17 protein-coding genes are annotated in these 21747 nt (G+C 74.1%); 14 read left to right on the top strand and 3 right to left on the bottom strand.

Annotated elements, in window-relative coordinates:
• Positions 1-834: 834 nt before the first annotated feature.
• Positions 835-1074, bottom strand: a complete 240-nt coding sequence (locus WFH32_RS19000; protein ID WP_336708852.1) for a hypothetical protein — start codon at positions 1072-1074, stop codon at positions 835-837.
• Between the two features lie 6 nt (positions 1075-1080).
• Between WFH32_RS19000 and WFH32_RS18995 the strand changes: the two genes are divergently transcribed.
• From WFH32_RS18995 to WFH32_RS18940, 12 genes are all read left to right on the top strand, one after another.
• On the top strand, positions 1081-1767 hold the full coding sequence (locus tag WFH32_RS18995) for a hypothetical protein (protein WP_191796460.1): 687 nt from the start codon (positions 1081-1083) through the stop codon (positions 1765-1767).
• Positions 1764-2780: an HAD-IIA family hydrolase gene (locus WFH32_RS18990; protein ID WP_191796399.1), complete on the top strand. Its 1017-nt coding sequence runs from the start codon at positions 1764-1766 to the stop codon at positions 2778-2780. The genes WFH32_RS18995 and WFH32_RS18990 overlap by 4 nt, the downstream gene beginning before the upstream one ends.
• 111 nt (positions 2781-2891) lie before the next feature.
• Positions 2892-3122, top strand: coding sequence for a hypothetical protein (locus tag WFH32_RS18985; RefSeq protein ID WP_191796466.1), 231 nt, complete (start codon positions 2892-2894; stop codon positions 3120-3122).
• 2 nt (positions 3123-3124) lie between these two features.
• Positions 3125-4138, top strand: coding sequence for a TlyA family RNA methyltransferase (locus tag WFH32_RS18980; RefSeq protein ID WP_336708851.1), 1014 nt, complete (start codon positions 3125-3127; stop codon positions 4136-4138).
• Complete coding sequence (locus WFH32_RS18975; protein ID WP_191796401.1) at positions 4135-5130, top strand: NAD kinase; 996 nt, start codon at positions 4135-4137, stop codon at positions 5128-5130. The genes WFH32_RS18980 and WFH32_RS18975 overlap by 4 nt, the downstream gene beginning before the upstream one ends.
• Positions 5131-5132: 2 nt before the next feature.
• Entirely contained in the window at positions 5133-6881 is a 1749-nt protein-coding gene (gene recN / locus WFH32_RS18970; RefSeq protein ID WP_138824670.1) for a DNA repair protein RecN, read from the top strand.
• A gap of 5 nt (positions 6882-6886) precedes the next feature.
• A complete protein-coding gene (gene steA / locus WFH32_RS18965) occupies positions 6887-8071 on the top strand; it encodes a putative cytokinetic ring protein SteA (protein WP_191796402.1) in 1185 nt (394 codons plus the stop codon).
• Positions 8072-8156: 85 nt separating this feature from the next.
• Entirely contained in the window at positions 8157-9215 is a 1059-nt protein-coding gene (locus WFH32_RS18960) for a copper transporter (RefSeq protein WP_336708850.1), read from the top strand.
• 5 nt (positions 9216-9220) lie between these two features.
• On the top strand, positions 9221-10129 hold the full coding sequence (locus tag WFH32_RS18955) for a hypothetical protein (RefSeq protein WP_191796404.1): 909 nt from the start codon (positions 9221-9223) through the stop codon (positions 10127-10129).
• Positions 10126-11811, top strand: a complete 1686-nt coding sequence (murJ, locus tag WFH32_RS18950) for a murein biosynthesis integral membrane protein MurJ (RefSeq protein ID WP_336708848.1) — start codon at positions 10126-10128, stop codon at positions 11809-11811. The genes WFH32_RS18955 and murJ overlap by 4 nt, the downstream gene beginning before the upstream one ends.
• Positions 11812-11938: 127 nt before the next feature.
• Positions 11939-13615, top strand: coding sequence for a CTP synthase (locus WFH32_RS18945; protein ID WP_318244136.1), 1677 nt, complete (start codon positions 11939-11941; stop codon positions 13613-13615).
• A 1-nt stretch (position 13616) separates the two neighbouring features.
• On the top strand, positions 13617-14261 hold the full coding sequence (locus WFH32_RS18940) for an NUDIX hydrolase (RefSeq protein WP_336708846.1): 645 nt from the start codon (positions 13617-13619) through the stop codon (positions 14259-14261).
• A 91-nt stretch (positions 14262-14352) separates the two neighbouring features.
• On the opposite strand, the gene WFH32_RS18935 is transcribed toward WFH32_RS18940, so the two are convergent.
• Together WFH32_RS18935 and WFH32_RS18930 are read right to left on the bottom strand one after the other, a co-directional pair.
• Positions 14353-16647, bottom strand: coding sequence for a glycoside hydrolase family 3 N-terminal domain-containing protein (locus tag WFH32_RS18935; RefSeq protein WP_336708844.1), 2295 nt, complete (start codon positions 16645-16647; stop codon positions 14353-14355).
• Between the two features lie 158 nt (positions 16648-16805).
• The gene (locus WFH32_RS18930; RefSeq protein WP_191796407.1) at positions 16806-17378 is read right to left on the bottom strand and encodes a TetR/AcrR family transcriptional regulator; all 573 of its coding nucleotides are present in this window, start codon (positions 17376-17378) and stop codon (positions 16806-16808) included.
• 73 nt (positions 17379-17451) lie between these two features.
• Here WFH32_RS18930 and WFH32_RS18925 point away from each other — a divergent pair, with 73 nt between their 5' ends.
• Both WFH32_RS18925 and WFH32_RS18920 read left to right on the top strand, forming a co-directional pair.
• Entirely contained in the window at positions 17452-18081 is a 630-nt protein-coding gene (locus WFH32_RS18925; protein WP_191796408.1) for a sugar O-acetyltransferase, read from the top strand.
• A gap of 103 nt (positions 18082-18184) precedes the next feature.
• Positions 18185-21598, top strand: coding sequence for an AfsR/SARP family transcriptional regulator (locus WFH32_RS18920; RefSeq protein ID WP_336708842.1), 3414 nt, complete (start codon positions 18185-18187; stop codon positions 21596-21598).
• Positions 21599-21747: the final 149 nt, after the last annotated feature.

The raw sequence follows: 21747 nt of genomic DNA, 5'->3' as shown, positions 1-21747 counted from the left end.
AGCTAAGCCTCTCAGCGCCGATGGTACTGCCCTGGAGACGGGGTGGGAGAGTAGGTCGCCGCCGGACAACCATTCACCAAAGGCCCACCCCAACAGGGGTGGGCCTTTGGCGTGCCTGTGACCTACCGGGCAAGCCCCTACGACCCTGCTCGTGGGATGATGAACGTCAGTGCATATCGAAGGGACACCGCTGTGAACGACAGCCCAGAACGTCACGCCGACGACCGCGACCGTAGGTCTTCCGGGGCAGGGCGGTCCGGCAACACCGGTCGTTCCTCAGGCTCCCAGGGAGCTCCCCGTCGTGATGGAGCTGCGGGCAAGCCCCCGCGCGCCGGCGGCGGCGAGCGCAAGAGCTATGGTGACCGTCCGCTGTCCGGTGGCGGGTCCTACGGTGGCGGCGAGCGTCGCTCGTACGGTGACCGTCCGCAGTCTTCCGGCTCCGGTGAGCGCCGTTCCTACGGTGACCGCCCGCAGTCCTCCGGCTCCGGCGAGCGCAAGAGCTATGGTGACCGCCCGCAGTCCGGTGGCGGGTCCTACGGTGGCGGCGAGCGTCGCTCCTACGGTGACCGCCCGCAGTCCGGTGGCGGGTCCTACGGTGGCGGCGAGCGTCGCTCCTACGGTGACCGCCCCCAGTCCTCCGGCTCCGGTGAGCGCCGTTCCTACGGTGACCGCCCGCAGTCCGGTGGCGGGTCCTACGGTGGCGGCGAGCGTCGCTCCTACGGTGACCGCCCCCAGTCCTCCGGCTCCGGTGAGCGTCGCTCCTACGGTGACCGCCCCCAGTCCTCCGGCTCCGGTGAGCGTCGCTCGTACGGTGACCGCCCCCAGTCTTCCGGCTCAGGTGAGCGCCGTTCCTACGGTGACCGCCCCCAGTCCGGAGGCGGCGAGCGCAAGAGCCACGGCGACCGCCCGCAGCGTTCGGCAGACCAGGGTGAGCGCCAGTCGCGCCCGCCGCAGGACCAGCGTCACGCCGGCCCTGAGATCGACGAGGCGGTGCAGTTCTCCGACCTCGATCGCGACGTGCGCGGTCGTCTGCGGACGCTGAGCAAGGAGAACGCGACGGTCGTCGGTCGCCACCTCGTCATGGCCGGCAAGCTGATCGACACCGACCCTGAGCTGGCCTACGAGCACGCCCAGGCTGCGGTGCGTCGTGCCGGCCGCGTCGACGTCGTCCGTGAGGCCGCGGGGCTGACGGCCTACCAGACCGGCCGATACGCCGAGGCGCTGCGTGAGCTGCGCACGGTGCGCCGTCTCAACGGTTCCTCGGAGCACCTGCCGATCATGGCGGACTGCGAGCGTGGCCTGGAGCGCCCTGAGCGCGCGATCGCCCTGGCCGCCTCGGAGGAGGCGAGCACCCTCGACGCCACGGGTCGCACCGAGCTCGCACTCGTCGTGAGTGGCGCGCGCGTCGACCTCGGCGAGTTCGAGGCCGCACTCGCGGTGCTCGACCAGATCCCCGCGGCCGACGCCACGGGTGACCTGGCGCTCCGTGTGCTGCAGGCCAAGGCCAGCGTCCTGGAGGCCGCGGGCCGCACCGAGGAGGCGGCCGCGATCCTCGCGGACGTCGACCCCCGTGCGCTGGCCGCTGCCCTCGGCACGTCCCTCGACGAGGACGTCGTCGTCTACGACCTGACCGAGGACGCCGTCGAGATCGACGACGAGACGGACGGCGACGACGAGACCGACGACACGACCACGTCGGCGGCCGAGCCCGCGGGCGAGACGGATGCTGCGGCGTCGGGCGCGGAGAACGACGAGGAGACCAAGTGAGCCTGGGGCTGATCTCGAGCGACACCCCGCTCGCGGAACGCTACGACCTGGCCCTCGTCGACCTCGACGGTGTCGCCTACCGCGGCCACGAGCCCATCCCGAACGCCGCGACCGGCCTCGGGGGAGCCCGTGCCGCGGGCATGCGCCTCGTCTTCGTGACGAACAACGCGTCGCGCGAGCCGCAGTCGGTGGCTTCGCAGCTCACCGAGCTCGACATCCCGACGTCGCCCGAGGAGGTCATGACCGCCGCTCAGGCGGCGGCAGCCCTCCTGCGGACGCGCCTGGAGCCAGGCGCCCGCGTGCTCGTCGTCGGCGGTGCGGGCCTCTTCACGGCCGTGCACGACGCGGGCTTCGTGATCGTCGAGAGCGCCGACGAGGAGCCGGTCGCGGTCGCGCAGGGCTTCGCGCCCGAGCTCGGCTGGGCCCAGCTCGCCGAGGCCGCCTACGCGGTCCAGCGCGGTGCCTGGCACGTCGCGAGCAACCTCGACCTGTCGCTGCCCACGGCCCGGGGCTTCGCGCCGGGCAACGGCTCGCTCGTGCGGGCCGTCCAGGCCGCGACGGGGGTCGAGCCGTCGAGCGCCGGCAAGCCCTCGCCGACGATGTACCGGCTCGCGATCGAGCGGGCCGGGGCGTCCTCGCCGCTCGTCGTCGGTGACCGCCTGGACACCGACCTCGCGGGCGCCCGCTCGGGCGGCTACCCAGGGCTGCACGTCCTGACGGGCGTCAACGGGGGCCGGGACGCGGTCCTCGCCGAGCCCGGGCTGCGCCCGCACTACATCGGCGCGGACCTCCTGAGCCTGCTCGAGCCCCATGCAGCACCCACCCAGGGTGCCGAGGGCTGGTGGACGTGCGGCGAGGCCGCGGCACGCGTCACGGACGGTGCGCTCGAGCTGACGGGCCCCGCAGGGGTGGACCTCATCCGCGCCGCGTGCGGCGCGGCGTGGTCGACGGTCGACGCTGGCGGTGCGGTGGATGCGGACACCGTCCCCGAGCTGGCTGTCGGTAACCCCTGAGATCGTGTCCTGACCGGTAGCGTTGCACCGGTGCGGTGACGTGCGGCCGTGAGCCGCGCTTCGCCCACCGGTGCGGCGCACCGCACCCTGGAACGGACTGGAGGTCCACGCATGGCGCAGGACACCGTCGACGACGGCGCCCCCACCCAGACCCCCGTCCCCACCCCCGGGGACGTGCGGACCGGCGCGACGCCGTCGGGCAGCGAGCCTGCCGACGACGCGGTCGCCGAGGCGCTCGGTCGGCTCGACGAGCTCGCCGACGCCCCTCTGACCCACCACGTCGCGGTGTTCGACGCGATCCACGAGGCCCTCCAGGAGCGCCTCGCGGACGCGGAGGACTGAGCGTGGGCGCACGCGTCGACGCAGAGCTCGTCCGCCGGGGCCTCGCCCGGTCGCGGCGCCAGGCCGCCGACCTCGTGGTCGCCGGACGCGTCACGGTCGACGGCCGGACCGTCGCCAAGCCGTCGTTGCCGGTGACGGACGGGCAGAGCGTCGCGGTCGAGCAGGACCCCACCGACCCCGGCTACGCCTCGCGGGCCGCCTTCAAGCTCGCGGGAGCGCTCGACGCGATCACCGCCACGGTGCCGGTCCGTGCCCCACGGGTCGAGGACGCCTCGTGCCTCGACCTGGGAGCGTCCACCGGTGGTTTCACCGACGTCCTGCTGCGCCGTGGAGCGCGACGGGTGGTGGCCGTCGACGTCGGGCACGACCAGCTCGTGCCCGCCCTGCGCGAGGACCCGCGCGTCGTGGTGCGTGAAGGCTTCAACGTCCGCGACCTCGTTCCCGGAGACCTCGACGAGGCACCCGAGCTGGTCGTGGCCGACCTGTCCTTCATCTCGTTGCGCCTGGTCCTGCCCCCTGTCGCAGCGGTCGTCGCTCCCGGCACGGACCTGCTGCTCATGGTCAAGCCGCAGTTCGAGGTGGGGCGCGAGCGGCTCGGCACCGGGGGAGTGGTCCGTGACCCGGCGCTGCACGGGCGCGCCGTGCTCGACGTGGCCCTCGACGCGGCCGCCCTCGGCCTGCGCCCGCTCGGCGTGATCCCCAGCCCGCTGCCCGGCCCGAGCGGCAACCGCGAGTTCTTCGTGTGGCTGCGCGCGTCCGACGCGCCCGTTCCCGTCGACCGCGAGGCCCTCGTGCAGGCGGTCGAGCGCGCCGTGTCTTCACCCGTGTCGACCGTGCCGGTCGTGGCCGCGGTCGACGAGCCGGCCGACCCCCCGGGCGTCGCCCAAGTCACGTCGCCTTTACCCCCTCAGGGCGGCGCAGACCTGACAGACTCGCAGACGGTGCCCGACGACGGTGCGCCGCCCCAGGACCACGGCACCGCCGCGGACCGACGACCGACCGGAGGAGCCCAGTGACCAGGAGAGTGCTGATCGTCACGCACGGTGGACGCCCCGAGGCGGTCGTCGCGCTGCACGAGGCGGTCAAGGAGCTCCAGGACGCGGGCTTCGAGGTCGGGCTGCACGACGACGACCTCGCCGAGACGTTCGGTGACCACATGGCCCAGCTGCGCACGCGCGAGGGCGTCGCGGAGTCCGAGGTCGTCATGGTCCTGGGCGGCGACGGCACGATCCTGCGTGCTGCCGAGCTCACGCACGGAACGGGGGTCCCGCTGCTCGGCGTGAACCTCGGTCACGTGGGCTTCCTGGCGGAGGCCGAGCGCGAGGGGCTGCCCGCGGCCGTCCAGCGCCTCGCAGCGCGCGACTACGTGGTCGAGGAGCGCGGGGTGCTCGAGGTCCGCGTCACGCTGCCCGGCGAGGACGAGACCCGGGTGGGCTGGGCCCTCAACGAGGCGACGGTCGAGAAGGCCTCGCGCGAGCGCATGATCGAGGTCGCGATCGGGGTCGACGGGCGGCCGTTGTCGTCGTTCGGCTGCGACGGCGTGGTCATGTCGACCGCGACCGGATCCACCGCGCACGCCTTCTCGGCCGGGGGACCGGTCGTGTGGCCCGACGTCGACGCGATGCTGCTCGTGCCGCTCGCGGCGCACGCCCTGTTCGCGCGGCCGCTCGTCGTCGGGCCGACGTCGACGTTCGCGCTCGAGCTCCTCCAGCGCTCCGGCCCGGCGGTGCTCACGTGCGACGGGCGCCGACGCATCGACCTGCCCGCGGGGGCACGCGTCGAGGTCTCGCGCGGCGACTCGCCGATCCGCCTCGCACGGCTCTCCACGGCCCCCTTCACGGACCGGCTCGTGTCCAAGTTCTCGCTGCCCGTCGTGGGCTGGCGCGGCCGCGTCGCCGAGGACGCCGCGGACGCGGTCCGTGTCGCGCGCAAGGCCGCGGCCGACGCCGTGGACGCCGCACGGCTGGGCGGCTCCCGCCCGACCGCCCCCGACCCGAAGGAGGACTGACCGTGCTCGAAGAGATCTCGATCGAGAACCTCGGCGTCATCCGCTCCGCCCGCGTCCCGCTCCACCCCGGCCTGACCGTCATCACGGGGGAGACCGGCGCCGGCAAGACCATGGTCCTGACCGGCCTGGGCCTGCTCATGGGCGGCAAGGCAGACCCGTCGTCGGTGCGCCCCGGCGCGACCGGCGCCGTGGTCGAGGGGCGCCTGCGCGTGAGCGGGCGCGACGCCGTCGGGCAGCGCATCGACGAGGCCGGCGGGAGCGTCGACGACGACGGGACGGTCGTCGTCCTGCGCACCGTCGCTGCCGAGGGACGCTCGCGCGCGCACCTGGGCGGGCGCAGCGTGCCCCAGGGCGTGCTCGCGGAGATCGCCGACGACCTCGTGACGGTGCACGGCCAGGCGGACCAGCTGCGCCTGCGCACCCCGAGCCACCAGCGCGTCGCGCTCGACGCGTTCGCGGGGCGCGCGCACGCCGAGCTCCTCGACGAGTACCGGGCGGCGTGGGCCGAGCGCACCGGCCTGCTCGAGGAGATCGCCGACCTCACGGCGCGCGCCCAGGAACGTGCGCGCGAGGCGGAGCTGCTGCGCATCGGGCTCACCGAGATCGAGCGCGTCGACCCGCAGCCCGGCGAGGACACCGAGCTGACGTCGCTCGTCGCGCGCCTCGGGAACGCCGAGGAGCTGCGCCTGGGGGCGCAGGCCGCGCACGACGCGATCGTCGGCGACGACGCCCTCGACGGGGGCGACGTCCCCGGGGACGCGACGTCGGCCGTCGAGCGCGCCCGGCGGGCGCTCGAGACCGCGAGCCACCTCGACCCGAGCCTGGCCGGCCTCGTCGAGCGCATCGCGGGCGTCGGCTACGTGCTCGCCGACATCGCGACCGAGGTCTCGGGCTACGTCGAGGACCTCCAGGCCGACCCGGGTGGTCTCGAGCAGGCGCACACGCGCCTGGCCGCCCTGGGCGGGCTCACCCGCACCTACGGCGAGACGATCGACGACGTCCTGGCCTGGGCCTCCGACGCCGGCCTGCGCCTGCTCGACCTCGACGACGGCGGCGAGCGGCTGCGCTCGATGACGGAGCGGGCCGACGAGCTCACCGCGACGCTCTCCGAGCTCGGCGCCCGCATCACGGCCGCACGCACCGCGACGGGGGAGCGCCTCGCGCGCGCCGTGACGGACGAGCTCGCGGGGCTCGCCATGACCGGGTCGAGCCTCGTGGTCGACGTGACCCCCGCCGACGAGCCCGGCCCGTGGGGCGCGGACGTCGTGACGCTCTCGCTCGTGCCCCACCCCGGCTCGCCGCCGCGACCGCTCGGCAAGGGCGCCTCGGGCGGCGAGCTCTCGCGCGTGATGCTCGCGATCGAGGTCGCGCTGGCCACGTCGGGCGCGGACGCGGGCACCGACGACGCCGCGCCGCTGCCCACGTTCGTCTTCGACGAGGTCGACGCGGGCGTCGGCGGACGCGCGGCCGTCGAGGTGGGCCGACGCCTCGCGTCCCTGGCCCGCACGGCCCAGGTGATCGTCGTGACGCACCTCGCGCAGGTCGCCGCTTTCGCGGACTCCCAGCTCGTGGTCACCAAGTCGCCCGGTGGCGCCGACGGTGTCGACCCGGTCACGGTCACGGGCGTGCACGAGGTCACGGGCGAGGACCGTGTCCGTGAGCTGGCGCGCATGCTCTCCGGGCAGGAGGAGTCCGACGCCGCCCGCCAGCACGCGCTCGAACTGCTCGAGTCCTCGGTCGTGGGACGATAGCGGCGATGAGAATCACTCTGCGCAGAACTACGTCCGACGTGGCGGAGCCGGGAACCAGCGGCCCCGCCCGCGTCGATGCCCGCACCAAGGCACTCACCAAGCGGCTCAAGCCCGGTGACGTCGCGGTCATCGACCACCTCGACATCGACCGCGTCGCGGCCGACGCCCTCGTCACCGCCAAGCCGCTCGCGGTGCTCAACGCCGCGAAGTCGATCTCGGGTCGCTACCCGAACCTCGGCCCGGAGATCCTGGTCGACGCCGGGATCATCCTGATCGACGACCTCGGCAGCGGCATCATGAGCGTCTCCGACGGCCGCGACCTGCGGCTCGAGGACGGCAAGGTGTACGCCGGCGAGGACCTGCTCGCCGAGGGTGTGCGGCAGACCTCCGAGACGATCGCCGTGAGCCTCGACGAGGCTCGCGCGGGTCTGTCCGAGGAGATCGAGCGATTCGCCGAGAACACCATGGACTACATGCGGCGCGAGCGAGAGCTCCTGCTCGACGGTGTCGGTGTCCCGGACATCCGCACCGACATCGAGGGCCGACAGGTCCTGATCGTCGTGCGCGGCTACCACTACCGCGAGGACCTCGCGACGCTGCGCCCGTACATCAAGGAGTACCGCCCCCTGCTCATCGGGGTCGACGGCGGCGCCGACGCGATCCTCGACGCGGGCTGGAAGCCCGACATGATCGTGGGCGACATGGACTCGGTCTCGGACCGCGCGCTCTCGTGCGGCGCCGAGATCGTGGTGCACGCCTACCGTGACGGCAAGGCGCCGGGGCTCGAGCGGGTCCAGGCGCTCGGTGTCGAGCCGGTGGTCTTCCCCGCGACCGGCACGAGCGAGGACATCGCGATGCTCATGGCCGACGACAAGGGTGCTGAGCTCATCGTCGCCGTCGGCACGCACGCGACGCTCGTCGAGTTCCTCGACAAGGGCCGCTCGGGCATGGCGAGCACGTTCCTCACGCGCCTGCGCGTGGGCGGCAAGCTCGTCGACGCCAAGGGCGTCTCGCGCCTCTACCAGCACCGGATCTCGAACCTGCAGCTCACGCTGCTCTCGCTCGCCGGACTCTTCGCCGTGATCATGGCGATGTGGTCCACGGCCGCGGGGCAGACGGTCTTCGGCATCATCGGCGCCCGCTTCGACGACTTCGTCTCGTGGATCGGCGCCCTGTTCGGGGGCGCATGAGCTCCCGCACGACCGACCTCCCCACCTCCTTGACGCGCACCGACCGCACGTCGCCCCGTACGGACACGAAGGACGCAACAGCACAGTGATCGACTTCAGGTACCACATCGTCTCGTTGATCTCGGTCTTCCTGGCGCTGGCGGTCGGGATCATCCTGGGCGCCGGTCCGCTGCAGGGCGCGATCGGCGACCAGCTCACGGGACAGGTCGAGCAGCTGCGGCTCGAGCGCAACGAGCTGCGCGACCAGCTCGACGCGACGAACCTCCAGGCCGCCGACAACAAGGAGTTCATCGTCGCCGCGGGTCCCCAGCTCGTCGACGGCTCCCTCCAGGACCGTCGGGTCGCGGTCGTCGACCTGGGCGAGGTCGACGGCGACCGCTACGAGGCCGTGCAGGAGCAGCTCGAGAACGCCGGCGCGAGCGTCGTCGGGCACGTGCGCCTGGGCGTGGACTGGACCGCCGAGGACCAGGAGGACACCCGCAAGACCGCCGCGACCGAGGTGACCAACCTCGTGCCCGGTGTCGACGAGGCCGGGACCGACGAGAAGCTGGCCGCAGCGCTCGCGACGTCGCTCACCGCGAAGCAGCTCGCAGCACCCGAGGCCCGCACCTCGGAGGCGGTCCTGATCGAGCAGAAGCTGGCCGACGCCAAGCTCATCGAGGTCGTGCAGCCGCAGGACGTGCCCGCCGACGTCGTCCTCCTGCTCGAGCCCCAGGCGTCGACGGCACCGTCCAGCGACGCGACCCAGGAGGCGACGGTCGACGAGGCGAAGGCGTACGCCGTGTCGATCGAGGTCCTGCTCGCCCAGGCCGCGCAGGCGCGGTCCGAGGGAGCGCTCGTCGCGGGTTCGACGCCGGTCACCGGCGACCTCATCTCGACGATCACGGCCGACGGCGACCTCGCCGCGGTGCTCTCGACCGTCAGCGGCATCGAGGAGGCGCCTGGTCAGATCTCCGTGCCGCTCGCCCTCGCCGCGCGCCTCGGTGACAAGGTCGGCCAGTACGGCTTCGAGGAGGGGGCGACAGCGGTCATCCCGCCCGCCGTGCAGCTCCCCCCGGTCGATCGCACGCCTCCGGGTGCTCCCGAGTCGACCTCGGGCACCGACGCGACCGCGGGCACCACCGACACCCAGACGGAGGGCTGAGGCTCATGGGCACGTTCTGGCGCGCGGTGGGAACCGCGATCACGTCGGCCGCGACGACCGCGACCGCGCGCGCGTTCCTCGACTCGACCCCGCCCGGCGGCCCGGAACGCTGGACCCGGACCAACCACCGGGGGGAGCCCATCAGCCTGCTCGAGGGCCCCGCGGTCGCCGTGGGTCTCGTGGCCGGGGCTCTCGTCGCGGGGCCGGACGCCCGTACCCGGGCCGCAGCCGCGCTGGCGACGGCGGGCGGCGGAGCCTTCGGGCTGGTCGACGACCTCGCCGAGGACACGTCCACGCGCACCAAGGGCATCAAGGGGCACGTCGGCGCGCTGCTCGAGGGCCGCGTCACCACGGGGGGCCTCAAGGTCCTCGGTATCGGGACGACGTCGCTCACCGCGGCCTTCGTCGGCACGCGCCGGACCGGCTCGGCCCTCGGGTACCTGACGGACGTCGCGGTCAACGGGTCGATCGTCGCGCTCAGCGCCAACCTCTTCAACCTCCTGGACCTGCGTCCCGGGCGCGCGCTCAAGGCGGGTGCGGCCCTGACCGTCCCGCTCGCGGCGACGCCCGTCGGGGCGACCTCGGGCGCAGTGCTCGGTGCCGCGGCCGCAGCCGCTCCGGGCGACCTGGGCGAACGCGACATGCTCGGCGACGGGGGCGCGAACGCGCTCGGCGCCCTGGTCGGCACGCAGATCGCGTTCGGTGCGCCGCGGGCGGTCCGGCTGCTCGCGCTCGCCGGCGTCCTGGGCCTCAACGTGGCGAGCGAGAAGGTCAGCTTCTCGAAGATCATCGACGGCAGCGACGTGCTGCGCCGCGTGGACCAGTGGGGCCGCCGTCCTGCGCCTGCTAACGCACCTGCGAGCACCGCGACGACCACCGACCCGTCGCCGTCCGGTCTGGGCGCACCGGCTTGAACGAGGACGTGACGCCGGGCCCGGAGACCGCGCCCGCGCCACGACCCGCACGCGGCTCCCGGCTGCGTGCGGGCACGCAGACGCTCGCGGGCGCGGCCCTCATGATCACGGTCGTGACGATCGCGAGCCGCCTGGTGGGCTTCGTCCGGTCGCTCGTCATGGCGTCGGCGGTCGGCACCGAGGGCATCGGGACGGCGTACACGTCGGCCAACATCCTGCCCAACGTCCTGTTCGAGGTCGCGGCCGGTGGCGCGCTGGCCGGTGCGGTCGTCCCGCTGCTCGCGGGTCCCATCGCGCGCGGGGCCCGTGTCGACGTCTCGAAGATCGCCTCGGCGCTGCTCGGCTGGACCCTCCTGGTCCTGGTCCCGCTGGGCGCTCTCCTCGCCGCGCTGGCGTACCCCATCGCCTACGTGCTGATGGCCAAGCACCCCGATCTGGTCGACGTCACGGCGCTCTTCGTGCGTGTCTTCGCACTGCAGATCCCGATGTACGGGTTCGCGGTGATCCTCGGCGGGATCCTCCAGGCGCACAAGCGCTTCTTCTGGCAGGCCTTCGCGCCGCTCGTGTCGAGCCTCGTGGTCATCGGGGTGTACCTGGTGTTCGCGGGCATGGCGGGCGGGGATCAGAACGACGTGGCGGCGCTGTCGTCGAGCGCGATCGCGTGGCTCGGATGGGGCACGACGCTCGGGGTCGCGGCGCTGGCGCTGCCTCTGGTCGTCCCGGTCGCCCGCACGGGGACCCGGCTGCGCCCGACGCTGCGCTTCCCCGGTGGTGAGGGGGTCCGGGCTCGCAACCTCGCGTTCGCCGGGGTGGGGGCGCTCGTCGCGCAGCAGGTCTCCGTGCTCGCGGCCATGTACGCCGCGAACACCTTCGGACCCGAGGCGACGTTCCCGACCTACTTCTACGCGCAGCAGGTCTACCTGCTGCCGTACGCGGTGCTCGCATTCCCGCTCGCGACGAGCGCGTTCCCGCGGCTCGCGGAGCACGTGGCGCAGGGGAGCCACGAGCTCTTCGACAGGCTCCTGGCGTCGACGACACGGACCCTGCTCCTGGTGTCGGGGGTGGGCGTGGCCGCGCTCGTGGCGGCATCTGCCGCGGTCGAGTCGGTCTTCGCCGTCGTCGCCGACGGGTCCGTCGAGGGCCTGGGCGTGGCCACGGCCGCGATGGCACCGGGCATCATGGGCTTCGCCCTGATCCTGCACCTGTCGCGCGCGCTCTACGTCCTGGACCGGCAGCGCGCGGCGGTCGTCGCGACGGCGTCCGGGTGGGGCGTCGTCGCCCTGCTGGCGGTCGTTGGCCCGGCCGTGCTCGGCGAGGGGGACCAGGTGCGTGTGCTGGGCCTGCTCGGCCTCGCGACGGCGGTGGGCATGACGGTCGCGGGCCTCCTTCTCCTGCTCGCGGTGCGTCGCCACGCGGGGCCAGCGGCGGTGGCCGGCGTGCCGCGCACGGTCGTCGTCGTGGCCCTGGGCGTGATGCTCGGAGGCTCCGCCGGGCGCGTCCTCAGCGCACAGGTGCTGCCCGACGACGCGCACGTCGCGGTGGCGCTCGTCGTGGGCGTCGGGGTCGCCGTCCTGGGGGCCCTCGTCGTGGTCGGGCTGGCGTTCGTCGCGGACCGGTCGTCCGTCGTCGGGCTGGTGCGCCGTGGGCGGGGCGCGCCCGCCGACGCGAGCCCGGACGCCTGAGGCGCTGGGCGGTACCCGCCCGCCGGGCGCAGACTGGAGGGCGAACAGCCCGACTGAGAGTCATCCCACGGTCGCGGACCCCCGGATCCGGAGCGGCCCCGACGAGTCACTGTTAGGATGGAGTTCCGTGGCAGATCACCTGAACAGACCCCACGCCCTCACCGGCGGCCGCTCGGACCACAGCACCCGGCACATCTTCGTGACCGGCGGCGTGGCCTCCTCTCTCGGTAAGGGGCTGACGGCTTCGAGCCTGGGTCGCTTGCTCCGATCCCGTGGCCTGAGCGTCACGATGCAGAAGCTCGACCCCTACCTCAACGTCGACCCCGGCACCATGAACCCGTTCCAGCACGGCGAGGTCTTCGTGACCGAGGACGGTGCTGAGACCGACCTCGACATCGGGCACTACGAGCGATTCCTCGACGTGGAGCTCCCCGCCTCGTCCAACGTGACGACGGGCCAGGTCTACTCGCAGGTCATCGCCAAGGAGCGTCGCGGCGAGTACCTCGGCGACACGGTGCAGGTCATCCCGCACATCACCGACGAGATCAAGTCGCGCATGCGCGCCCAGGCGGGCGAGGGCGTCGACGTGATCATCACGGAGATCGGCGGCACGGTCGGCGACATCGAGTCCCAGCCCTTCCTCGAGGCGGCCCGTCAGGTCCGGCACGAGCTCGGCCGCGACGACGTCTTCTTCCTGCACGTCTCCCTGGTGCCGTACATCGGCCCGTCGGGCGAGCTCAAGACCAAGCCGACCCAGCACTCGGTCGCTGCCCTGCGCTCGATCGGTATCCAGCCGGACGCGATCGTCCTGCGTGCGGACCGTGTGGTCCCCGAGCCCGTGAAGCGCAAGATCGCGCTCATGTGCGACGTGGACAACGAGGCCGTGGTCAACGCGATCGACGCGCCGAGCATCTACGACATCCCGCGCGTGCTGCACTCGGAGGGCCTCGACGCGTACGTCGTGCGCCGTCTGGGCCTGGCGTTCCGCGACGTGGACTGGGACGGGTGGTCGCAGCTCCTCGAGCGCGTGCACCAGCCCGAGCACCAGGTCGAGGTCGCGCTCGTCGGCAAGTACATCGACCTGCCGGACGCGTACCTGTCCGTCACCGAGGCGCTGCGCGCCGGCGGTTTCGCCAACGACGCCAAGGTCACGATCCGCTGGGTCCCCTCGGACGACTGCCAGACGCCCGAGGGCGCCGAGGACGCGCTCGGCGGGGCCGACGCGATCCTGGTCCCGGGCGGCTTCGGCGTGCGCGGCATCGAGGGCAAGCTCGGCGCCCTGCGCTGGGCCCGCGAGAACAAGGTGCCGACGCTCGGCATCTGCCTGGGCCTGCAGTCGATGGTCATCGAGTACGCGCGCAACGTGCTGGGCATCGAGGACGCGTCGTCGAGCGAGTTCGACCCGGCGAGCAAGAACCCCGTGGTCGCCACCATGGAGGAGCAGCTCGCGATCGTCGACGGTGCGGGCGACCTGGGTGGCACGATGCGCCTGGGCTCGTACGAGGCCGCGCTGCGTCCCGGTTCCGTGGTCGCCAAGACCTACGGCTCCGAGTCGGTCACGGAGCGTCACCGCCACCGCTACGAGGTGAACAACGCCTACCGTGCTCGCCTCGAGGAGGCCGGCCTGGTCATCTCGGGCACGTCGCCCGACTCGTCGCTCGTGGAGTTCGTCGAGCTCCCGGCGGACGTGCACCCGTACTACGTGAGCACGCAGGCGCACCCCGAGTTCAAGAGCCGTCCGACGCGCGCCCACCCGCTGTTCGCGGGCCTGGTCGCGGCGGCGCTCGAGGCCCGGACGGCCTGACGTGAGCGTCCGCCCGCTCGTTGACGTCCCGGTCTCCCGGGACGTCGACGAGGCGCGTGTCCTGCACGCGGGCCGCATCTTCGACCTGCGCTCGGAGTCCGTGGACCTGGGCGAGGGCGGCGTCGTGACGCGCGAGTTCGTCGACCACCCCGGCGCGGTCGCGATCGTCGTGCTCGACGAGGACGAACGGGTCCTGCTGCTGCACCAGTACCGGCACCCGGTGCGCCGCGAGCTGTGGGAGCCACCGGCCGGTCTGCTCGACGTCGACGGGGAGGACGCGCAGGCCGCGGCCGCCCGCGAGCTGCTCGAGGAGGCGGACCTGCGCGCTGCGCGCTGGGACGTCCTCGCGGACTACTACACGACGCCGGGCGGCAGCAACGAGGCCCTGCGGGTCTTCCTCGCCCGTGACCTGTCGCAGGTCCCCGAGGCCGAGCGTCACGAGCGTGAGGCCGAGGAGCTGGGCATGGAGCTGCGCTGGGTGCCCCTCGACGAGGCCGTGTCCGCGGTCCTCGCGGGGCACCTGCACAACCCCTCGGCCGTCGTCGGGATCCTGGCGGCCGCCGCGGCGCGCGCGACCGGCTGGTCGGCCCTGCGCCCGGCCGACAGCCCGTGGCCCGAGCGGCGCGGGGGAGACCCGCGCGCCTGAGGCGCGCAGCACTGCCACGAAGGGCCCGACGGCGTCACGCGCCGTCGGGCCCTTCGTCACGTCCCGGTCGTGGTCGCCCGGAGCGCTCGCCTCAGCCCGTGACCGTGAAGCCGGCCACGAGCAGCGCCTCGTCACGCGAGGACGGGCCGACGCGCAGCTCGAACGCGCCGGGCTCGACGACACGGCGTCCCTGGGCGTCGACGAGCGTGCAGTCCGCGACGGCGACGTCGAGGTCGACCACGACCGACTCGCCCGGGGCGAGGTCGACCTGCCGGTACGCCTTGAGCTCCTTCTCGGCCCACGTGACCGACGTGATCGTGTCCCGGACGTACACCTGGACGGTCTCCCGGGCCGGTCGCGCGCCCGTGTTGGTGAGCGTGACCTGCGCGTGCACGGTGTCGTCGAGACCCAGCACGTCGTCGCGGACCGTCAGCGCCGAGTACTCCACGTTCGTGTAGCTCAGCCCCTCGCCGAACGCGAAGGGTGCGCGCTGCGTGAGGTCGGCGTAGCGGGTCCCGTGCTGGCCGGGGAGCTGGTTGTAGTAGACGGGGAGCTGTCCGACGTGCTCGGCGAAGGACAGGGGCAGGCGGCCGGAGGGCTCGACCAGGCCGAGCACGAGCTCCGCGACCGCGCGCCCCCCGCGCATGCCGGGGTTGGCGGCCCAGACGATCGCGGCCGCGTCGTGTGCCGAGGGCGGCAGGACGAGCGGCTTGGAGGCGACGACCACGACGACCAGCGGCGTGCCTGTCTCCGCGAGGGCGTCGAGGAGCGCGACCTGGGCGCCCACGAGGTCGAGCGTCGCGGTGGACCGGCCCTCGCCCACGAGCTCGATCCGGTCCCCGACGACGGCCACGACGTAGTCGGCGTCACGCGCGGCCGCGACCGCCTCGGCGATCATGGCCGCGTCGGGCTCGGCGGGCAGCACGACCTGGGGGCGCGGCTGCCCGTCGGGGAAGAAGGCGCCCTCGGGGTCCGGGACGAGCGTGAGGATGTCGGCGCCGCGCGCGTGCGTGACCTCCCAGCCGGCGGGGGCGTGGTCCCGGAAGCCGTCGAGGACGGTCTGGGTCATCTCGCGCGGGTGGCCGTCGGGCAGCCAGTCGACCTGGCCGGACGCCCCGGCCCAGTCGCCCTGCTGGGTGTGCGGGTCGTCGGCGTTGGGGCCGACGACCGCGATCCGCCGGGTCGGGGTCGCGGCGCTCGGGGAGACCGCCCGACCGTCCGGTCCCGCGACGAGCGTGCCGTCGAGGGGTAGGGTGCCGTCGTTCGTGAGCAGCACGAGCGAGCGCCGCGCGACCTCGAGGTTCAGGTCGGCGTGCTCGGACGAGCCGACGACCTGGGCCTGACGCTCGGGGTCGGGGCGACGAGGGTTCTCGAACAGGCCGAGCTCGAGCTTGAGCGTGAGGATGCGGGCGACCGCCGCGTCCAGGCGTGCCTCGTCGAGCAGGCCGTGGCGCACGGCCTCCTGGGCGCCCTCGAAGAACTGGGGCGTGGTCATGACCATGTCGTTCCCGGCGCGCACGGCGGCCGCGGCCGCGTGGGTGTGGTCGGGCTGGATGTGCTGCTCCCAGACCATGCGGCCCACGTTGTCCCAGTCCGTGACGAGGGTGCCGGTGTAGCCCCACTCGCCGCGCAGCACGTCGCTGAGGAGCCACTCGTTGACCGTGATCGGCACGCCGTCCATCGACTGGTAGCCCAGCATGAAGGTCCGGCAGCCCTCGCGGGCGACACGCTCGAACGGCGGGAGGAACCAGGAGCGCAGCTTGCGGCGCGAGATGTCGGCTTCGCTCGCGTCCCGCCCGCCCTGGGTCTCGGAGTAGCCGGCGAAGTGCTTGGCGGTCGCGAGGATCGCCGTGGGGTCGTCGAGCCCGTCGCCCTGGTAGCCCCGGACCATGGCGGACGCGAGCTCGCCGATGAGGAACGGGTCCTCGCCGAACGTCTCGCTCACGCGGCCCCAGCGCAGGTCGCGCGTGATGCACAGCACGGGGGAGAAGGTCCAGTGGATGCCCGTCGCGGCGACCTCGACCGCGGTCGCCCGGGCCACGCGCTCGAGGAGCCCGGGGTTCCAGGTCGCGGCCATGCCGAGCTGGGTCGGGTAGATCGTCGCGCCGTGCCAGAACGAGTGCCCGTGGATGCAGTCCTCGGCGACGAGGAGCGGGATCTGCAGGCGGCTGCGCTCGGTGAGCTCGTGCGCGAGCAGCGCGTTCTCGGGGGACGTGTGCAGGATCGAGCCGACGTGCACCTCGTTGACGAGCCGTTCGACGCCGTCGGCCGCGTTGAGCTGCATCATCTGGCCGACCTTCTCCGCGAGCGTCATGCGGCCGACGAGGTCGGCCACGCGTGCGGGCACCGGGAGGGTGGGGTCCTGGTAGGGGAGGCGGTCGGACATGGGGTGTCCCTTCGAGACGACGACGGTGGCGCGGAGCGCGGAGGTCCGGGGCCGTCCGCGGGCGGTTCGAGAAAACCATACACTGATAGGTAAATGGTTCGACGCGAAGGAGCGAGACGTTGAGCGTGTGCCGTGACAGCCCGTGGCCCAGGACGGGCCTAGGGGCGTGCCAGGCCCAGCACGTCGTACAGCAGCGTGTCGAGAGGTCCGGCGAGGGTGGCCTCGTCGTCGACCATCCACTGGAGCTGCGCGCCGTCGGCGGTCGCGAGGATCAGGCGCGCGAGCGCGTCCGGGTCGAGGTGCGCGGGCAGCTCGCCGGCCTCCTGCCGCGCGACGACGTCCTCGCGCAGCGTGACCCGCAGGCCCGCGTACCGCTGGGCCAGGACCTCGTGGGCCGGGTGCTCCCGGTCACGGGCCGCCGCCGTGAGGGAGACGAAGAGCTCGACCAGCCCGGGGCGTTCGGCGTTGCCCCGGAGGTTCTCGGCGAGCGTGCGAGGGGCGTCGTGATGGATCGGGCGCCCCGTCTGGTCGCGGCGGAAGATCACCTGGGTCAGCAGGTCCTCGCGCGAGTCGAAGTAGTGCATGACCCCCGCGACCGTCAGACCGCAGCGCGCCGCGATCGTCCGCAGGCTCGTGCCGCGGTACCCCTCGTCGGCGAAGACCTCGAGCGCGACGTCGAGGATCTCCTCGCGCTTGAGCCGCCCCTTCGCGTACACCCCGTCCCTCGCCACCCGACGATCCTATGCGGGACGCGCGCTACCGACCGGTAGCGTGCGACGACCACCGACCGACCAGGAGACGACGATGACCACCGAGCAGTACCGCTCCGTCCGAGCACGCATGAACACGGGCGAGCCCTACGTGGACTTCGGGGACGGCCTCGAGCAGCTCGAGGCCGAGCGGGTCGCGGGCAAGGAGCTCGCGTACGACTTCAACCACTCCCGACCGGGCCAGGTCGCCGAGCGAGCCGCCATCCTGGGCGAGCTGTTCGGGTCGATCGGCGAAGGCGTGTGGATCGAGCCGCCGCTGAGCGTGTCCTACGGGTCGCACGTGCACCTCGGGGACCACGTCTACGCCAACTTCGACCTGGTGCTCGTCGACGACGCCGACATCCACGTCGGCGACCGCGTCCTGTTCGCGCCGCACGTCACGATCGCCACGGCCGGTCACCCCCTCTCGCCCGAGACCCGTCGCGGCGGGACCCAGTTCTCGCTGCCCGTGCGCATCGAGGACGACGTCTGGATCGGGTCGAACGTCGTCGTCCTGCCCGGGGTCACCATCGGCGCGGGCTCGGTCATCGGCGCGGGCAGCGTCGTGACGCGCGACGTCCCGCCGCGCGTGCTCGCGGTCGGTTCGCCCTGCCGGGTGCTGCGCCCGGTCGACGACCAGGACCGGGCGGCGCTCGCCGCGGGGACGCCGGTCGCCGGCTCCTGAGCGGTCCGGACCAGTCCTGTGAGGGGGCCCGACGGCGTCGCTCGCCGTGGGGCCCTCGCCTCACCTCCCGGCCGCGCGGCCCGCGCGCACTAGAGTGTGGCGGGTGTCCTCGTCGGTCCCACGCCACCGCGCCCGCGTTCTCGGCCCGGTGCTCGTCGACGGCCGGGACGGCTCACCGGTCACGCCGCCCAGCGCGCGCGCCCGCACCCTCGTGGCTGCCCTGGTGCTCGCGCACGGCAGGTCGGTGAGCGCCACCGCCCTGGTGGACGACCTGTGGCCCGACGATCGGCCGGCCGACCCGCGGGCCGCCCTCCAGAGCCTCGTGTCGCGCACCCGCGCGGTGCTCGCCGAGGGGATCCTCGTCTCGGGGCCGGGCGGCTACTCGCTCGCCGTCCGCAGCGACCTCGACGAGGTGCACGAGCTCGGACAGGCAGCGACCGAGGCGCTCGTGGTCGGCGACGCGACCGGAGCCGTGGACGCCGCACGGTCCGCCCTCGCCTGCTGGCTCGGAGCACCGGGGGAGGACCTGCCGGAGGGCTCCGCGGTCCGGGACGAGCTCACCGCACAGGCCGAACGTCGACGCACCACGGTCGAGCAGGTCCTCGTCGCGGCGCTCCTCGCGGCAGGTGACCACCAGGGGGCCGTCGGGTGGGCCGAACGGGCGGTCGAGCGCGCGCCGCTCGACGAGGACGCGCACCTCGCCCTCCTGCGCGCCTACGTGGGCAGCGGCCGCTCCGCCGACGCGCTGCGCACCTTCGGGGCCCTGCGCACCCGGCTCGCCGACGAGCTGGGCGCCGACCCGCGCGCCGACCTGGTCGCGCTCAACACGCGCATCCTGCAGGGCACCGCCACGACCACCGCCGCCACTCCTGCCGTCACCGGCCTCGCCGGCAACGGCAACGGCAACGGCAACGGCAACGGCGGCAACAGCACAGACGGCGTCGCGGCCCCCATGCCGTCGCGCAGCACACCCCGCCGGGGGACGGCGCTCGGCCTGCGTGCGGCGCCCAACGCCCTGGTCGGGCGCGAGGCCGACGTCGTCACGATCCTCGACCTGCTCGCTCGCTCCCGGCTCGTCACGGTGCTCGGGCCGGGCGGTATGGGCAAGACCCGGGTCGTCCAGGAGGTCGCGCGCCGTGCTAGCGCGACGACCCCGCTCGTCGCCGTCGTCGAGCTCGCGAGCGTGCGCACGGGCGAGGACATCGGCCTGGCCCTCACGTCGGCCCTGGAGATCCGGGACACCCGCGGTCTGCGCCTCGGGGACCAGGTCGCGCGCGCTGAGGTCCACGAGCTCGTCGCCGGCCGACTCGGGGAGACCGAGACCCTGCTCGTGCTCGACAACTGCGAGCACGTCGTGGACGAGGCCGCCGCGTGGGCCGCCGAGCTCCTCGCCGTGGCCCCCGGGCTCACGATCCTCACGACCAGCCGGTCGCCCCTCCAGGTCGGCGGCGAGCAGGTGCACCCCCTCGAACCGCTCGCGACGACCGGCGCCGTGGGCGGGGGAGCAGGCCCCGCCGTCGAGCTCTTCCGCGCCCGGGCGCTCGCGGCCCGCCCCGGCGCCGACCTGCCCGACGACGTCGTCGACCGGCTCTGCACCCACCTCGACGGTCTGCCGCTCGCGATCGAGCTGGCCGCGGCGCGCGTGCGCACGCTCTCCGTCCAGGAGATCGAGCGCCGGCTCGACGCCCGCTTCGCGCTCCTCACCACAGGAGACCGGAGCGCCCCCGCCCGGCACCGGACCCTGCACGCCGTCATCGACTGGAGCTGGAACCTCCTCACCGCACCCCAGCAGGAGCTCCTGCGCCGCCTGTCCCTGCTGCCCGACGGCTTCGGCGTGCAGACCGCCCAGGCTGCCTCCGCCGTCGGGCTCGACGACGTCGAGGCGCTCGTCAACCAGTCCCTGCTGACCGTGACCGACGAACCCCTGTGCCGCACCGCGCGCTACCGCATGCTCGAGACCGTGCGCGAGTTCGGCGCGCTCGCGCTCGACGAGGCCGGCGAGCGCGAGACCGCCCAGGAGGCGACCTACCGGTGGGCGGTCGACCTCGCACGCCGCGAGGTCGCACGCCTCGACGGGCCGACGCAGGTCCCCGCGATGCTCGCCCTGCGGGTCGAGCAGGAGAACCTCCTGCACGTGCTGCGCACGGCGCTCGCGGCCGACCGCGCCGACGTGGTCCTGCCCGTCTTCCACGCGCTCGGCCTGCACTGGTCCCTGCGCGGGGCGCACACCGAGGTGGTCGGGCTCGGCCGCGACGTGCTGCGGGTCGTCGCGGGCTGGCAGGGCAGGCTCGTGCGGGGCGCACCGGACGTCCCCGTCGAGCAGCTCACGCGCGAGGCGGGCATCGTGCTGTTCCTGCTCACGGCCTCGACGCCCAACGGGGACCCCGCCACCGGGGTCCGGGCCGCGGCGAGGCTGCGGCGCCTGCACCGCGACGCCGACATCGGCTCGCGCGCCGCCTCGCTCACCGACCTCCTGGCGGACGCGGGCGACCCGCTCGGCATGGGGCCGCGACTGGCCGAGCTGCACGCGTCCGCCGACCCGTTCGTCGCCCTCGTGGCCCACCTGCTCAGCGCGCAGCTCTCCGAGAACGCCGGCCGCCTCGACGAGGCGATCGCGCAGGTCACGGTCGCCCACGGGTTCGCGACGCGCACCCAGGACACGTGGGGAGCCGCGACCTCGGCCCTCTTCCTCGCCCAGCTCGCGAGCGAGCAGGGCGACGCCGCGCGGGCGCTCGAGTGGGTGGTCACGGCCCGCGAAGGTCTCGGCCGGCTGCACGCGGACGAGGACCTGCGTCAGCTCGACTGGCTCGAGGCGACCAACCTCGCGCTCGTCGGGCGCGTCGCGGAGGCCGAACCGCTGTTCACCTCGCTCGTCGAGACCGACGACGACCCCGTGCCCTCCGGGATCGGGGGGTCCGCGCACGAGCTGCGCTCGATCGGGCACGCCGGCCTCGCCGAGATCGCCGTCGCGCGGGGCGACCACGCGCGCGCCCTGGCCGAGCTCGAGGCCGCCAACGCAGCGGTCGGGAGCGGGTCCGCGCGTCGCTCGCCCTGGTACACGATGTTCGCGGCCGGGTGGCTGTCGACCATGCTGCTGCCCGCGCCCGGGACGTCCGGGCCGTGGGGGCCGGACGCGTTGCCCTCGGTCCAGGCCGAGCGCCTGGCCCGCGAGCTGCGGGTGCGGATGGTCGCCGGTCACCGCGCCGCGCCCGGCATGGTCGACTATCCCGTCCTCGGCACGGCCGCGCTCGCGCTCGGGGCGTACCTGTGGGCCTCCCCGGGCCTCGACCGGGTCGACGACGGGCTCACCCTCCTCGAGCTGGCGCGCCGCATGGGAGCGCGCCAGGACGTGCCCTCGCTCCGCACGCCCGCGCACGTCGCCCGGGCGCGGACCCTGCACGGCGACGCGCACGTGGACGAGGTGCGCGACGCCGTCGGGCAGCTGGGGCACGACGACCTGCCCGGCCGGGTCATGGAGATCCTGCGCACCGGCCCCTGGACCCGGCCCGCGACATGACGGACGGGGGGGGGGGGGGGGGGGGGGGGCCGGCCGGGGGGGGGGGGGCGGGCCCGGGCGCCGGGGGGGGCGGGGGGGGGCGGCGGGCGGGGGGGGGGGCGGGGCGGCCGGGGGGGGGCGGCGGGGGGGCGGGGGGCCGCCCCCCCCCC

Origin of the sequence: Oerskovia sp. USHLN155 (genome assembly GCF_037145535.1) — a bacterium.
In the GTDB taxonomy this organism is placed as follows: Bacteria; Actinomycetota; Actinomycetes; order Actinomycetales; family Cellulomonadaceae; genus Oerskovia; species Oerskovia rustica.
The sequence above is the reverse complement of the archived record's forward strand: the minus strand, read 5'-3'. Positions and strand labels throughout refer to the sequence as shown.

Excerpts from the sequence above, each read along its gene's own strand:
- WFH32_RS18995 (WP_191796460.1), top strand. The coding sequence starts at position 1,081 with ATGGCCGGCAAGCTGATCGACACCGACCCTGAGCTGGCCTACGAGCAC.
- WFH32_RS18985 (WP_191796466.1), top strand. The coding sequence starts at position 2,892 with ATGGCGCAGGACACCGTCGACGACGGCGCCCCCACCCAGACCCCCGTC.
- steA (WP_191796402.1), top strand. The coding sequence starts at position 6,887 with ATGAGAATCACTCTGCGCAGAACTACGTCCGACGTGGCGGAGCCGGGA.
- WFH32_RS18955 (WP_191796404.1), top strand. The coding sequence starts at position 9,221 with ATGGGCACGTTCTGGCGCGCGGTGGGAACCGCGATCACGTCGGCCGCG.
- WFH32_RS18935 (WP_336708844.1), bottom strand. The coding sequence starts at position 16,647 with ATGTCCGACCGCCTCCCCTACCAGGACCCCACCCTCCCGGTGCCCGCA.
- WFH32_RS18925 (WP_191796408.1), top strand. The coding sequence starts at position 17,452 with ATGACCACCGAGCAGTACCGCTCCGTCCGAGCACGCATGAACACGGGC.